The following is a 14723-nucleotide window of genomic DNA, read 5'->3' as shown; positions in this document are numbered from 1 at the left end:
AAACTAAATGTAAGTATTTTTTATTATCGAAAATGGACTCAGCCGATTACAGCCAGAATGTCACTTTCACGGAGAATTAAGTATTCGCTGCCTTCGTACTTCACTTCTGTTCCAGCATACTTTGAGAAGATGATTCGATCGCCTTCAGAAACCTCTAAAGCGACTTTTTCACCGTTATCCAGGACACGGCCTGTTCCGACAGAAACAACTTTTCCTTCTGAAGGCTTTTCTTTTGCAGTATCCGGCAATACGATACCGCTGGCAGTCTTTTCTTCAGATTGAACAAGTTCAATTACTACGCGATCACCTAATGGTCTTAACAATTGAAACAACCTCCTCAAATTATATATACATGTTTATTGATTAGCACTCATCAACCGAGAGTGCTAATACCAATTATTATATTAAATAAAACTGGTGGATTTTGCAAGCAGTAAACCTGAAGGAAACGTATTTTTTTTCTTTGTCCCGTTTCGCAGGCATGACCCGCCCGGAACATATATAGTATAGTCATAGTAGGGTCCATTTTAGTCCAATTATTTGAACAACACTCTGTCTGTTAGTAAAATGGCACATGTATCGATAGATGGAAAAGTTGTAATAAAGGAGAACAATCATTTGAAAAAAGAATACTGGCTGGTCATAATCGTTTATGTTGTCATGCAGCTCTCAGGGCTTGCCGGGATTCCGCTTGTCGGGTACATTCAGGTGCAGATGGGAATGGAACGTGAAGATATACTTTTGACCTCTGGTGCGTGCTGGATCATCATCAGCTTCCTTGCCGCCCTGGTTATCATCCTGTTCCTGCTTCGCAAGGATATGGATAAAAATATGTACGCACGTGATGCGGCACCTCTGCCATCATCCATTCTGTGGGCTGTCGGCGGTGTGTTTCTTGCCTTGTTCGCCCAGTCCCTAGCAGGGAACATCGAGCGCTGGATGGGTGTCGACCCCGGCTCCCAGAACACCAAGGATATCATCAGGCTGATTGAGGCTGTGCCGTTTGTCATCATTGTCAGCTCGGTCGTCGGGCCCATCCTTGAAGAAATTGTTTTCCGGAAGATCATTTTCGGTGCCCTGTACAAACGATTCAATTTTTTCATTTCAGCGGTAATCAGCTCGGTCATCTTCGGCCTTGTCCACGGAGAGCCGGCACATCTGCTGCTATATTCCGCCATGGGATTCTCGTTTGCCTTCCTTTATGTAAGGACCCGGAGAATCATGGTTCCAATATTTGCACACGTAGCCATGAATACGCTCGTAGTAATCATGCAGACATTATATAAGGAAGATATTCAAAAAATGATGGAAGAAGCAGAAAAGGTACAGGGATTCATAGGAGGATTATTATGAGAAAACAGTCGCCATTGATTATGGCCATCATCTATCTGGCACTCGGCGTTCTCTTCACCGTGTTTGCCACACAGAATGTATCACAGTCAGGATGGGGGTTTTTCTCATACTTTCTTGTCTTTTTGGCCACATTGGATTTCGCGTCGGCCATCCGGATGTTTGCCCTCCACTTAAAGGTACGTAAAATGAGGAAATAAGACAAAAGGCTGTCCCGCCTGAAGCGGGGCAGCCCTTTTTATATCATTTCTTTTTCGATTACCGGGTAGTGTTTTAGGAAATACACAAAGGACTGAAGCTCCACTGCGAGGTCAATATGATGGACTCTGATTTCCGGCGGTACATTCAGCCGGGCAGGTGTAAAGTTAAGGATTCCCTTGATATCCGCTTCGACCAGGGAATCGGTGATAGGCTGTGCGACTCCTGCCGGAACAGTGAGGATCGCCACACTGATGCCCGCCTCCACAAGCTTTTCCTTCAATTCATCCATATGATAGATCGGAACATCTCCAATTGAAGTCCCCACCTTGCTTTCTTCCACATCAAAACCAATTTCAATCTTTGTATTATTGTTTTTCAAGAAATTATAATTTAAAAATGCCGTGCCTAAATTCCCGACGCCAATCAGGGCCACCTTTGTCAGTTCATCCTGATCCAGTGTTTTGCGGAAGAACCCCAGCAGGTAATTCACATTATATCCATAGCCTTTTTTCCCAAGGGCGCCAAAATAGGAGAAATCCCTCCTGATTGTCGCAGAGTCCACTTTTACGGCCTCGCTTAATTCAGCTGAGGATACCCGCTGTTTGCCCTGTGAGTGCAAATTGTTTAAAAAACGGTAATACAGCGGCAGTCTTCTTGCAGTAGCCTGAGGTATCTTGATTTGTTCTTGTGCCATAGCCGTTCCCCTCTTCTGTATTCGTTACCCTTGACCGGGCTCTTGTTCCCTTTTGTAATCCTGGCTCGATACGCCGCCTGTCTTTTCAACAAGATAAGTCGGCCCTATAACCATGCCCTTATCCAGTGCCTTGCACATGTCATAGACTGTCAGGGCAGCGGCCGAGACGGCTGTTAGCGCTTCCATTTCCACTCCTGTACTCCCCTTTGTCTTGACACTCGCTGTGATTACAAGGGAGTGTGCCCCGTCTCTCGGCTCCCACCTGAAAGAGATATCGATTCCATTAAGCGGAATCGGATGGCACATCGGAATGATGCCTGCCGTATTCTTCGCGGCCATGATTCCTGCCACCTGGGCGACAGCGAGTACATCGCCTTTCTTCATTTCCTGGTTTTCTATCTTATTGTATATTTCCTCGTTCAATAAAATGCTGGACACCGCCGCTGCGGTCCTAACGGTCTCAGGCTTTTGGCTGACATCGACCATCCTTGCCCTTCCCTGCTCGTTAAAATGTGTCAAATCACCCATAAAAGCACCTCTCTACGATGATACACTATTTTCTTCCTTCTGTGTACGCTGTTTTTGTTAACTATATCACATGTTGGGGGGCACAGCTGTAATTATGCTTTCTACAAATGCCGTCCTCTTCAGCATATTATACTTTCCACTTTATTCAAAAATAAGGTACACTAACGTTAAGTTATGAGGTGAAAATATGATTCTTCTTCAAGTAAATGCACTGACAAAATATTATGGCGCCGAAACGGCCCTTTCCAATATAAAGCTTGAAATCCAGAAACGCGACCGCATTGCCCTTGTAGGCAGGAACGGGGCGGGAAAGTCGACGCTCTTGAAAATCATTGCGGGGCTGATGTCCTATGACGGCGGTGAAATCATTAAGCCGAAGGATGTATCGATCGGCTATCTCGCACAGGATACCGGCCTTGAATCCTCCCTGTCGATTTGGGAGGAGATGCTATCCGTATTTGCCCCGCTCCGCAGGCTCGAGCAGGAGCTCCGGAATCTGGAGCAGCGGATGGCCGATCCGGCTGTATACAATGATGAAGGAATTTATCAGCGGACGCTGAAGGAATACGACCTGTCACAGGTGAAGTTCAAGGAGATGGGCGGCTATCAGTATGAAGCAGATATCCGGTCCATCCTCCACGGCCTCCAATTTTCCGGCTTTGATCCAGGTACGACCATTTCCACTCTCAGCGGCGGTCAGAAGACACGGCTTGCCCTGGGTAAACTTTTGCTGACAAAGCCTGACATCCTAATCCTTGATGAGCCGACAAACCATCTGGATCTGGAGACGCTTTCCTGGCTTGAGCAGTATCTGCAGGGCTATCCCGGATCTGTCTTGATCGTCTCCCATGACCGCTATTTCCTTGATAAGGTTGTCAGCCTGGTCTATGAGCTCTCGCGGACGGCAATCAAGCGCTATAACGGCAATTATACGGACTATCTTACCGCAAAGGCGGAAAACTATGAGCGTGAAATGAAGCAGTATGAAAAGCAGCAGGATGAAATAGCAAAGCTTAAGGACTTTGTTCAAAAGAACATTGCCCGGGCATCCACCACAAAGCGGGCACAAAGCAGGCGGAAACAGCTTGAGAAGATCCAGGAAATGGACAGGCCCCAGGGCGATGAAAAATCAGCTTCATTCAGTTTCGGCATTGAAAGGCAGAGCGGAAATGACGTTATCGGCATTCATAACCTTGCCATCGGCTACGAAGACCGGACAATAGCAGACAACATTTCCATCAGAGTCTCAAGGGGCGACAGCATAGCACTTGTCGGACCGAACGGGATAGGTAAGTCCACCCTTTTAAAAACATTGATCGGTGCCATGCCGGCCCTCCGCGGAAGCTTCCAGATCGGAACCAACGTGAAAATCGGCTATTATGACCAAAATCAGGCCAATCTGACGTCCAATAAGCGGGTGCTGAATGAGCTGTGGGATGATTATCCCGGCCGGAATGAAAAAGACATCCGCACGATCCTTGGGAACTTCCTGTTCTCAGGCGATGATGTATTAAAGCCGGTCTCCACCCTCAGTGGAGGAGAAAAAGCGCGGCTGGCGCTCGCCAGGCTGATGATGGAAAAAGCAAACCTGCTCATTCTTGATGAACCGACCAACCACCTGGACCTGGACAGCAAGATCGTGCTTGAAAATGCCCTGGTTGATTATCCAGGCACCATTCTCTTTGTTTCCCATGACCGCTACTTCATCAACAGGATTGCATCCAAGGTGGTCGAGCTCTCCCCGCATAATGCCGTGGAGTATCTCGGTGACTATGACTACTTTGCAGCCAAAAAACAGGAACAGGCTGAGCTTGCCGAATTTGACGCGGCAAATGAACCTAAAAATAAACCTGAAAAGCCTGCAGGCAGGATTGATAAAGAGGTACAGAAACGGGAAAGGCAGAAGAAGAGGCGACTTGAAGAGCTGGAGAGTATGATTGATGAGCTTGAGCCGCTGATCAGCGAATACAATGAACAGCTTTGCGACCCAGAGATATTCCAGGATCATGAGAAGGTTCTCGAAATTAATGCCAGTCTCGAAAAAGCAAAAGAGGATCTCGATACCATGCTGGAAGAATGGGCAGAAATTGAAGAATCTCTGCAGGAAAGCACCTAAAAAACCAGAGCATATGCTCTGGTTTTTCTTATGAAAACAGTACCATTTTGAGGCCAAAAACTCCCCATTTTTTTATTCACAAACCTATCCACAACTTATCAGTATATATAGCAAGCATCAACAGACTTTTCCACATTATCCACAATAATACCCGTATTTATCCACAGAACACACAGTTATGCACAACTTACAGCCGAATTCGCGAAAAAGTTATACACAAAATATTGCAATAATTATGAGGTAATCCACAAATAGGCGTTCTATTTTAGTAGATATCCGCTGTTTAATGGTTGGAAGGTAATCCAGGCTGGTGATTCCGATCCAGGCGCTTCGCTTTCCGCGGTGCTGGCGGTAAGCCTCCTCGCCGCGATGCTCCTGCAGGGTCTCATCTATCCAGCACATCCCCGCTTGGAAAAGCGGAAAGCGGTGCCTGTCAAATAAAAACTTTATGTTCAGGTACTGGATTTGAAACTATAAATTATATGGCAGGCAGAGACCCGATAAAGAAGACTTGCTGATTGGCGAGCGTAAGCGAAGACAGAAGCCTAGTCGCACTTATGCGTTAGCGAAAGAAGACTTGCTGATTGGCGAGCGTTAGCGAAGACAGAAGCTTAGTCACACTTATGCGAAAGCCTTGCATAAGACGAGCCGGCTATGGGAAGTGGTCTTTCTTCCCATAGCCGGCTTGGCTTATGACTCGAGGGTCGAAAGCCTTGGAGCAGAATCAGGACTTTGCGCCTTCCTCTCCAATTACCTTTGAATAGAATAACCCTTACAATTCTAGTTAAAATCATTAAGGAAACGAAAAAACTGCAGGCAACCCGATTTCTATCGGAGCTGCCTGCAGTCTTTCATAGACATTGCACAAATGATTATAATTCTAGACCCGGATTTGCATTAAGTGCAAGGCTTGATCTTTTACCTTTTTCGAACAAAACAGAACCGACTGCCGCAATCATGGCAGCATTATCGGTACAGAGCGACAGCGGCGGAATGACCAGCTCTACTTCCGGCAGTTTTTCAAAGGCAGCAGCGAGCGCTGAGCGCAGTCCTTTATTCGCTGCCACACCTCCGGCAAGAAGCACTTGTCCCACTTCATACTCCCGGACAGCCCGGAGTGTCTTTGTGACCAGCACATCGATGACACTCTCCTGAAAACTTGCCGCCAGATTGGCAGCTATAATATCTTCGCCGCGCTGCTCAGCATTATGGAGCGTATTGATTACAGCAGATTTTAGGCCGCTGAAGCTGAAATCATAGGAACCCTCTTCAAGCCAGGAGCGGGGCAGTTTGACCGAAGGAGTGCCCTCATGTGCCAGCCTGTCGATATGAGGCCCGCCTGGATATGGAAGGCCCAGGGTCCTTGCTACTTTATCATATGCCTCCCCTGCCGCATCATCACGCGTTTCACCGATTACCTCGAATACTCCATGCTCTTTCATGTAAACCAACTCGGTATGCCCGCCCGAGACAACAAGCGAAAGGAGCGGGAATTTCATTTCCGTAATCAGCCGGTTGGCATAAATGTGGCCGGCTATATGGTGTACACCAACAAGAGGGATTCCATGCGCAAATGAAAGCGCCTTGGCTGCATTTACCCCGATCAGCAGGGCCCCGACCAGACCAGGGCCTTCTGTCACTGCAATGGCATCGATTTCCGAGTATTCTATTCCAGCCTGGTTCAAGGCTTCCTCGATCACCAGGGTCATTTCCTCTACATGGTGCCTTGAAGCAATCTCCGGCACCACTCCGCCAAAGCGTTTATGACTTTCAATCTGTGAGGCCACCACATTGGCCAGGATATCCCGTCCATTTTTGACAATGGCGACTGCTGTTTCATCACAGCTTGTTTCTATGCCTAAAATTATTTGATCCTTCATCTCAATTTCACCCACATCACTAATGCGTCTTCATAATTATCGGTATAATATCTTTTCCGGATACCGCCGTTTTGAAACCCGAGCTTTCTATAAAGCGACTGTGCCGGCATATTGCTCACCCTCACTTCGAGAGTGATGCTGATGGCGCCCATTTCCATCACCGTCTGCATCATCTTGATCAATAAAGCCTCTCCCAGACTCCTGCCGCGGTATTCGGGCAGAATGGCAATGTTCGTGATATGCGCCTCATCCAGCACCAGCCAGGTGCCGCAATAGCCAATGACCCTGCCCTCATCCTCTAAAACTAAGTAAAGAGCATATTTATTATTCATCAATTCGTTTTCAAAGGCTTCCCTGCTCCAGGGAAGTGTGAAAGACTGATGTTCCACTGCCAATACCTGTTCGATATCCTCTGGAATCATCCGCCGGTATGTGTAATTCCCCATTTAGAACTCTTCCTTACACTATATATTTATTTTTGCTGTTCCAGCCACTTGGATTCTGCTTCGGCAAGGCGGATATAATTTGGGACGAACTTATGGATATCTTCGTCTTTCTTAAGCATTCCGATTGCGGCCAGCTCGCTGGGGCGAGGATTGTACAGGGCCGGCGGTGCGAATACAGCCTGGCTGCCCATCACGGCCGCCAGGGCTTCCTTGTGAATCGGTACATCATTTCCAATGAACAGCACCTGCCGCTCTTGATTTTTCAGCTGCTCTGCCCAGTCCAGTGCCAGCACATTCGTGTCACTGACAGCTTCGGCGAGCTCTTCCCCATTATATTGATAAAGCCCTGTGTAGATCTGTCCCCTTCTCGCATCAAACAGTGGCGAAAGCACTCCATCGAAATACCGTCCATTTGCAGCCAGCACCTCAAGACTTGATACCCCTGACAAAGGAATCTTCAATGTCCAGGCAAGAGTTTTTGCGATAGTGACGCCGATTCTCACCCCAGTATATGAACCCGGTCCCTTTGCCACAACAATCTTATCCAGTTCACTGGGCTTAACACCGCATTCTGTAAGCAGGGCTTCAATACATGGCATCAGCCGCACAGAATGATTCTTCGGGAGGTTGGTTATATATTCCCCAAGCACTTTAGAATCCTCCATGAGCGCTATTCCCATCACCCAATTAGATGTATCGATCGCTAAAACTTTCATTTAAAAATCTCCTTGCATAATTTCTCATAACGCAAGCCCTTTGGAGAAAACACAAACCGCCTTGAGTTATCAGGATGATGATATATTTGAATATCCAGCAATTCGCGGGGCAGCTGGCTCTCTATGAGATGGGCCCACTCCACGATCGTGACGCCCTGCCCGTGGAAGTACTCATCAAACCCAAGATCCTCTTCCTGATTCTCCATCCTGTATACGTCCATGTGATAGAGCGGCAGCCTGCCCTGATATTCCTTAATGATTGTAAACGTCGGACTGTTCACATTACGCTTAACGCCAAGCCCCCTTGCAACTCCCCGGGTAAAGGCCGTCTTTCCCGCCCCCAAATCTCCCTCAAGAGCAATCACATCCCCTGGAAGAAGCTGTTCTGCGAGCTTTCCTGCAAATGCTGCTGTTTCTTCTTCATTATTTGAAATCCAATCATAAGCACTCATGAATACTTCACCCTTCTCTACTAAAAAACCTTAGGAATGAAGCATCCTAAGGAAACGATCATAATATATGTAGTTTACCTTATTTTATCTAAAAGAGCCAAACCATCGGGGTTAATGTGGCTAATTGAAATAGGATTTGAATGTCCATCCTGAATCGGGACCCTTGCTGACAAATGAAGTCCGGTTAGAGGGTGTGACTGGACTCTGGGTGAGAGGGGAAATAGTTTGGCGAGTAAATAATGGGTTTTGGCGAGTAAACGACCAAATATCGCTAGTAAATCTTGATTTCGGCGAGTAAAGAACCAAATCCCGCTAGTAAATCCTGGTTTTCGGCGAGTAAATATCACTTTCTCCCTCAAATACTTCAAAATTTTAGCCAAATGAGTGATGGAATGCTATTCTCTATTAAATTGAGGTGTTTTTTATAAAAATAATGCTGCTTTTTACACAAAGACGCTACATATTTTTAAAAAACTGAATCATCGCTACCCTTGGCTAGGAGATCTTTTAATTATGCAGTTAAACGACGAGCTGTCAGTTTATAACCAAATAAAAAAAGCGAAACTGACGTTTCACTTTTTTTGCGATTGCGGGGACAGGATTTGAACCTGCGACCTTCGGGTTATGAGCCCGACGAGCTACCAGACTGCTCCACCCCGCGACGATATAAAGTATAAAATTTTGCTTATGCCCCAAGTTGATATTGAGACTGTCCCGATTTCAGAAAGATTACTCAAGCAGCGGTTCAATCGGTACAACTCTCTGTTTATTCATCGGAAGCTTTGCTCGTTGCTCCACCCCGCGACGATATAAATATAAAATTGTTTCTGCCCGGCAGCGTCCTACTCTCACAGGGGGAGAGCCCCCAACTACCATCGGCGCTAAAGAGCTTAACTTCCGTGTTCGGGATGGGAACGGGTGTGGCCTCTTTGCCATAACTGCCAGACAGATATGAATGAACTTTCGTTCCTTCAAAACTAGATAACAAAGGCTGATTCGCATTACGTTTTTCGAGTATAAACAAGATAGGTTAAGTCCTCGATCGATTAGTATCTGTCAGCTCCACGTGTCGCCACGCTTCCACCTCAGACCTATCTACCTGATCATCTTTCAGGGATCTTACTAGCTTGACGCTATGGGAAATCTCATCTTGAGGGGGGCTTCATGCTTAGATGCTTTCAGCACTTATCCCGTCCGCACATAGCTACCCAGCGATGCCTTTGGCAAGACAACTGGTACACCAGCGGTGCGTCCATCCCGGTCCTCTCGTACTAAGGACAGCTCCTCTCAAATTTCCTGCGCCCACGACGGATAGGGACCGAACTGTCTCACGACGTTCTGAACCCAGCTCGCGTACCGCTTTAATGGGCGAACAGCCCAACCCTTGGGACCGACTACAGCCCCAGGATGCGATGAGCCGACATCGAGGTGCCAAACCTCCCCGTCGATGTGGACTCTTGGGGGAGATAAGCCTGTTATCCCCGGGGTAGCTTTTATCCGTTGAGCGATGGCCCTTCCATGCGGAACCACCGGATCACTAAGCCCGACTTTCGTCCCTGCTCGACTTGTAGGTCTCGCAGTCAAGCTCCCTTGTGCCTTTACACTCTGCGAATGATTTCCAACCATTCTGAGGGAACCTTTGGGCGCCTCCGTTACTCTTTAGGAGGCGACCGCCCCAGTCAAACTGCCCGCCTGACACTGTCTCCCGCCCCGATAAGGGGCGCGGGTTAGAATTTCAATACAGCCAGGGTAGTATCCCACCGATGCCTCCACCGAAGCTGGCGCTCCGGCTTCAAAGGCTCCTACCTATCCTGTACAAGCTGTACCAAAATTCAATATCAGGCTGCAGTAAAGCTCCACGGGGTCTTTCCGTCCTGTCGCGGGTAACCTGCATCTTCACAGGTAGTATAATTTCACCGAGTCTCTCGTTGAGACAGTGCCCAGATCGTTACGCCTTTCGTGCGGGTCGGAACTTACCCGACAAGGAATTTCGCTACCTTAGGACCGTTATAGTTACGGCCGCCGTTTACTGGGGCTTCGGTTCAAAGCTTCGCTTACGCTAACCTCTCCCCTTAACCTTCCAGCACCGGGCAGGCGTCAGCCCCTATACTTCGCCTTGCGGCTTCGCAGAGACCTGTGTTTTTGCTAAACAGTCGCCTGGGCCTATTCACTGCGGCTCATCCGGGCTATTCACCCAGATGAGCACCCCTTCTCCCGAAGTTACGGGGTCATTTTGCCGAGTTCCTTAACGAGAGTTCTCTCGCACACCTTAGGATTCTCTCCTCGCCTACCTGTGTCGGTTTGCGGTACGGGCACCCTTCATCTCGCTAGAGGCTTTTCTTGGCAGTGTGGAATCAGGAACTTCGGTACTAAATTTCCCTCGCCATCACAGCTCAGCTTATGTGAAAACGGGATTTGCCTCGTTTTCAGCCTAACTGCTTGGACGCGCTAATCCAACAGCGCGCTTACCCTATCCTACTGCGTCCCCCCATCGCTCAAACGATGAATAGGTGGTACAGGAATATCAACCTGTTGTCCATCGCCTACGCCTTTCGGCCTCGGCTTAGGTCCCGACTAACCCTGAGCGGACGAGCCTTCCTCAGGAAACCTTAGGCATTCGGTGGAAGGGATTCTCACCCTTCTTTCGCTACTCATACCGGCATTCTCACTTCTAAGCGCTCCACCAGTCCTTCCGGTCTGGCTTCTCAGCCCTTAGAACGCTCTCCTACCGCGGACACCCTAGGTGTCCACCCACAGCTTCGGTGATACGTTTAGCCCCGGTACATTTTCGGCGCAGAGTCACTCGACCAGTGAGCTATTACGCACTCTTTAAATGGTGGCTGCTTCTAAGCCAACATCCTGGTTGTCTAAGCAACTCCACATCCTTTTCCACTTAACGTATACTTTGGGACCTTAGCTGGTGGTCTGGGCTGTTTCCCTTTTGACTACGGATCTTATCACTCGCAGTCTGACTCCCAAGGAAAAGTCATTGGCATTCGGAGTTTGACTGAATTCGGTAACCCGAGATGGGCCCCTAGTCCAATCAGTGCTCTACCTCCAAGACTCTTAACACTTGAGGCTAGCCCTAAAGCTATTTCGGAGAGAACCAGCTATCTCCAGGTTCGATTGGAATTTCTCCGCTACCCACACCTCATCCCCGCACTTTTCAACGTGCGTGGGTTCGGGCCTCCATTCAGTGTTACCTGAACTTCACCCTGGACATGGGTAGATCACCTGGTTTCGGGTCTACGACCTCATACTCATTCGCCCTATTCAGACTCGCTTTCGCTGCGGCTCCGTCTCATCAACTTAACCTTGCATGAAATCGTAACTCGCCGGTTCATTCTACAAAAGGCACGCCATCACCCGTTTCCCTAAAAGGGACATAGGGCTCTGACTACTTGTAGGCACACGGTTTCAGGATCTCTTTCACTCCCCTTCCGGGGTGCTTTTCACCTTTCCCTCACGGTACTGGTTCACTATCGGTCACTAGGTAGTATTTAGCCTTGGGAGATGGTCCTCCCTGCTTCCGACGGGATTTCACGTGTCCCGCCGTACTCAGGATCCACTCTGGAGGGAACGAAGTTTCGACTACAGGGTTGTTACCTTCTTCGACGGACCTTTCCATGTCTCTTCGTCTACCCCGTTCCTTTGTAACTCCGTATAGAGTGTCCTACAACCCCGAAAGGCAAGCCTTTCGGTTTGGGCTACATTCCGTTTCGCTCGCCGCTACTTGGGAAATCGCATTTGCTTTCTGTTCCTCCGGGTACTTAGATGTTTCAGTTCCCCGGGTCTGCCTCCATCACCCTATGAATTCAGGTGAAGGTACTGTTCCATTACGAACAGTGGGTTTCCCCATTCGGAAATCTCCGGATCAAAGCTTACTTACAGCTCCCCGAAGCATATCGGTGTTAGTCCCGTCCTTCATCGGCTCCTAGTGCCAAGGCATTCACCGTGCGCCCTTTCTAACTTAACCAATTCGGCTGATGTTCTTTCCCTAAGCCCAAAGGGCTGTCAGGTCTTGAATCATCGACCTATAATAAAACAATAAAACTTAACTCGGTTTATTACTCGATGCGGTAAAATGACGCAAATCATTTTTGCCTTATATTGTTATCTAGTTTTCAAAGAACGATGAAAATAAATGATAAACGTCGCTCTTCTTCGTCAGCTTCACTCATTCACATCCTCATGTACGTGAAGTACACTCCGGTGTTCATTCGTTCGCTTCCTCGAATAGCTCGTTTCTGATTTATTTTCAGGTTTTGAAGGAATGCTCCCTCAAAACTGAACGAAACAAGATCGCTTTTTCCTTAGAAAGGAGGTGATCCAGCCGCACCTTCCGATACGGCTACCTTGTTACGACTTCACCCCAATCATCTGTCCCACCTTAGGCGGCTGGCTCCATAAAGGTTACCCCACCGACTTCGGGTGTTACAAACTCTCGTGGTGTGACGGGCGGTGTGTACAAGGCCCGGGAACGTATTCACCGCGGCATGCTGATCCGCGATTACTAGCGATTCCGGCTTCATGCAGGCGAGTTGCAGCCTGCAATCCGAACTGAGAATGGCTTTATGGGATTCGCTCGGCCTCGCGGCTTTGCTGCCCTTTGTACCATCCATTGTAGCACGTGTGTAGCCCAGGTCATAAGGGGCATGATGATTTGACGTCATCCCCACCTTCCTCCGGTTTGTCACCGGCAGTCACCTTAGAGTGCCCAACTTAATGCTGGCAACTAAGATCAAGGGTTGCGCTCGTTGCGGGACTTAACCCAACATCTCACGACACGAGCTGACGACAACCATGCACCACCTGTCACTCTGTCCCCCGAAGGGGAACGTCCTATCTCTAGGAGTGGCAGAGGATGTCAAGACCTGGTAAGGTTCTTCGCGTTGCTTCGAATTAAACCACATGCTCCACCGCTTGTGCGGGCCCCCGTCAATTCCTTTGAGTTTCAGCCTTGCGGCCGTACTCCCCAGGCGGAGTGCTTAATGCGTTAGCTGCAGCACTAAAGGGCGGAAACCCTCTAACACTTAGCACTCATCGTTTACGGCGTGGACTACCAGGGTATCTAATCCTGTTCGCTCCCCACGCTTTCGCGCCTCAGCGTCAGTTACAGACCAGAGAGTCGCCTTCGCCACTGGTGTTCCTCCACATCTCTACGCATTTCACCGCTACACGTGGAATTCCACTCTCCTCTTCTGCACTCAAGTCTCCCAGTTTCCAATGACCCTCCACGGTTGAGCCGTGGGCTTTCACATCAGACTTAAAAGACCGCCTGCGCGCGCTTTACGCCCAATAAATCCGGACAACGCTTGCCACCTACGTATTACCGCGGCTGCTGGCACGTAGTTAGCCGTGGCTTTCTGGCCAGGTACCGTCAAGGTGCCATCAGTTACTATGGCACTTGTTCTTCCCTGACAACAGAGTTTTACGATCCGAAAACCTTCTTCACTCACGCGGCGTTGCTCCGTCAGACTTTCGTCCATTGCGGAAGATTCCCTACTGCTGCCTCCCGTAGGAGTCTGGGCCGTGTCTCAGTCCCAGTGTGGCCGATCACCCTCTCAGGTCGGCTACGCATCGTGGCCTTGGTGAGCCGTTACCCCACCAACTAGCTAATGCGCCGCGGGCCCATCCTTGAGTGACAGCCGAAACCGTCTTTCCTCTTTCCCTCATGTGAGGGAAAGACCTATCCGGTATTAGCTCCGGTTTCCCGAAGTTATCCCGATCTCAAGGGCAGGTTGCCCACGTGTTACTCACCCGTCCGCCGCTGACTTCAGGGAGCAAGCTCCCATCCGTCCGCTCGACTTGCATGTATTAGGCACGCCGCCAGCGTTCGTCCTGAGCCAGGATCAAACTCTCCGAAAAGTGTTCGATATAGCTCATAAAGTTTAAAACTTGTTTTGTTTACTTCCTATAAATAAGAAGTAACTGGCGTCTTGTTTCGTTCAGTTTTCAAAGAACATCTTTAGTCAATATTAGTCAGTCGCTTGTAAGCAACTTAATAATAATAACATGTATTTCATTGTGAGTCAACACTTTCGAAAAAGTTTTTCAGCTTCTCTTTTCGAGCAGCTTTTATATATTAACACCGATATGCATCGGAGTCAATAACAAATTTATATCCTTTTCAGCTGACTCATCAGGACCTGAAGGTCCTAAGTCAATAAAAAAAGATCTGCAGTAAGCTGATCTTTCCTTACTGCCTGGCGGCGTCCTACTCTCACAGGGGGAGAGCCCCCAACTACCATCGGCGCTAAAGAGCTTAACTTCCGTGTTCGGGATGGGAACGGGTGTGGCCTCTTTGCCATAACTGCCAGACAGATATGAATGAACTTTC

11 protein-coding genes, 1 tRNA gene and 4 rRNA genes are annotated in these 14723 nt (G+C 48.6%); 3 read left to right on the top strand and 13 right to left on the bottom strand.

The window, feature by feature from the left end; translation table 11 throughout:
- Positions 1-38: 38 nt before the first annotated feature.
- Positions 39-323 (bottom strand): co-chaperone GroES, encoded by a 285-nt coding sequence (gene groES / locus V1498_RS01575; RefSeq protein WP_409291117.1) that lies wholly within the window; start codon positions 321-323, stop codon positions 39-41.
- Between the two features lie 295 nt (positions 324-618).
- On the opposite strand from groES, the gene V1498_RS01570 reads away from it, so the two are divergent.
- Entirely contained in the window at positions 619-1353 is a 735-nt protein-coding gene (locus V1498_RS01570) for a lysostaphin resistance A-like protein (protein ID WP_409296579.1), read from the top strand.
- Positions 1350-1550 carry a YdiK family protein gene (locus V1498_RS01565; protein ID WP_409291115.1) on the top strand — a complete coding sequence of 67 codons (201 nt, stop codon included), beginning with the start codon at positions 1350-1352 and terminating at the stop codon, positions 1548-1550. Before V1498_RS01570 ends, V1498_RS01565 begins: the two co-directional genes overlap by 4 nt.
- 38 nt (positions 1551-1588) lie before the next feature.
- Here V1498_RS01565 and V1498_RS01560 read toward each other — a convergent pair whose 3' ends face one another.
- Positions 1589-2245 carry a redox-sensing transcriptional repressor Rex gene (locus tag V1498_RS01560; RefSeq protein WP_409296578.1) on the bottom strand — a complete coding sequence of 219 codons (657 nt, stop codon included), beginning with the start codon at positions 2243-2245 and terminating at the stop codon, positions 1589-1591.
- Positions 2246-2269: 24 nt separating this feature from the next.
- Positions 2270-2773: a cyclic pyranopterin monophosphate synthase MoaC gene (moaC, locus tag V1498_RS01555; RefSeq protein WP_409296577.1), complete on the bottom strand. Its 504-nt coding sequence runs from the start codon at positions 2771-2773 to the stop codon at positions 2270-2272.
- Positions 2774-2960: 187 nt separating this feature from the next.
- On the opposite strand from moaC, the gene V1498_RS01550 reads away from it, so the two are divergent.
- The gene (locus V1498_RS01550; RefSeq protein ID WP_409296576.1) at positions 2961-4889 is read left to right on the top strand and encodes an ABC-F family ATP-binding cassette domain-containing protein; all 1929 of its coding nucleotides are present in this window, start codon (positions 2961-2963) and stop codon (positions 4887-4889) included.
- 210 nt (positions 4890-5099) lie between these two features.
- Here V1498_RS01550 and V1498_RS01545 read toward each other — a convergent pair whose 3' ends face one another.
- From V1498_RS01545 to rrf (V1498_RS01500), 10 genes are all read right to left on the bottom strand, one after another.
- Complete coding sequence (locus tag V1498_RS01545; protein ID WP_409296575.1) at positions 5100-5291, bottom strand: hypothetical protein; 192 nt, start codon at positions 5289-5291, stop codon at positions 5100-5102.
- Between the two features lie 470 nt (positions 5292-5761).
- A complete protein-coding gene (gene tsaD / locus V1498_RS01540) occupies positions 5762-6769 on the bottom strand; it encodes a tRNA (adenosine(37)-N6)-threonylcarbamoyltransferase complex transferase subunit TsaD (RefSeq protein ID WP_409296574.1) in 1008 nt (335 codons plus the stop codon).
- Positions 6766-7215 (bottom strand): ribosomal protein S18-alanine N-acetyltransferase, encoded by a 450-nt coding sequence (gene rimI / locus V1498_RS01535; protein WP_409296573.1) that lies wholly within the window; start codon positions 7213-7215, stop codon positions 6766-6768. Before rimI ends, tsaD begins: the two co-directional genes overlap by 4 nt.
- A 26-nt stretch (positions 7216-7241) precedes the next feature.
- A complete protein-coding gene (tsaB, locus tag V1498_RS01530; protein WP_409296572.1) occupies positions 7242-7931 on the bottom strand; it encodes a tRNA (adenosine(37)-N6)-threonylcarbamoyltransferase complex dimerization subunit type 1 TsaB in 690 nt (229 codons plus the stop codon).
- Complete coding sequence (gene tsaE / locus V1498_RS01525) at positions 7928-8383, bottom strand: tRNA (adenosine(37)-N6)-threonylcarbamoyltransferase complex ATPase subunit type 1 TsaE (RefSeq protein WP_409296571.1); 456 nt, start codon at positions 8381-8383, stop codon at positions 7928-7930. Before tsaE ends, tsaB begins: the two co-directional genes overlap by 4 nt.
- Before the next feature lie 587 nt (positions 8384-8970).
- A tRNA-Met gene (locus tag V1498_RS01520) sits at positions 8971-9044 on the bottom strand.
- Positions 9045-9212: 168 nt separating this feature from the next.
- Positions 9213-9329 (bottom strand): 5S ribosomal RNA (gene rrf / locus V1498_RS01515).
- 80 nt (positions 9330-9409) lie between these two features.
- Positions 9410-12359: ribosomal RNA gene (locus V1498_RS01510) — 23S ribosomal RNA — on the bottom strand.
- A gap of 341 nt (positions 12360-12700) precedes the next feature.
- A 16S ribosomal RNA gene (locus tag V1498_RS01505) occupies positions 12701-14251 on the bottom strand.
- 336 nt (positions 14252-14587) lie between these two features.
- Positions 14588-14704: ribosomal RNA gene (gene rrf, locus V1498_RS01500) — 5S ribosomal RNA — on the bottom strand.
- Together the 16S, 23S and 5S rRNA genes with 1 tRNA gene alongside form the textbook arrangement of a ribosomal RNA operon.
- Positions 14705-14723: the final 19 nt, after the last annotated feature.

Source organism: Paraperibacillus marinus, from assembly GCF_046237605.1.
Lineage (GTDB): Bacteria > Bacillota > Bacilli > Bacillales > DSM-1321 > Paraperibacillus > Paraperibacillus marinus.
Note: the sequence above shows the minus strand (reverse complement) of the source record. Positions and strands in the feature narration are given on the sequence as shown.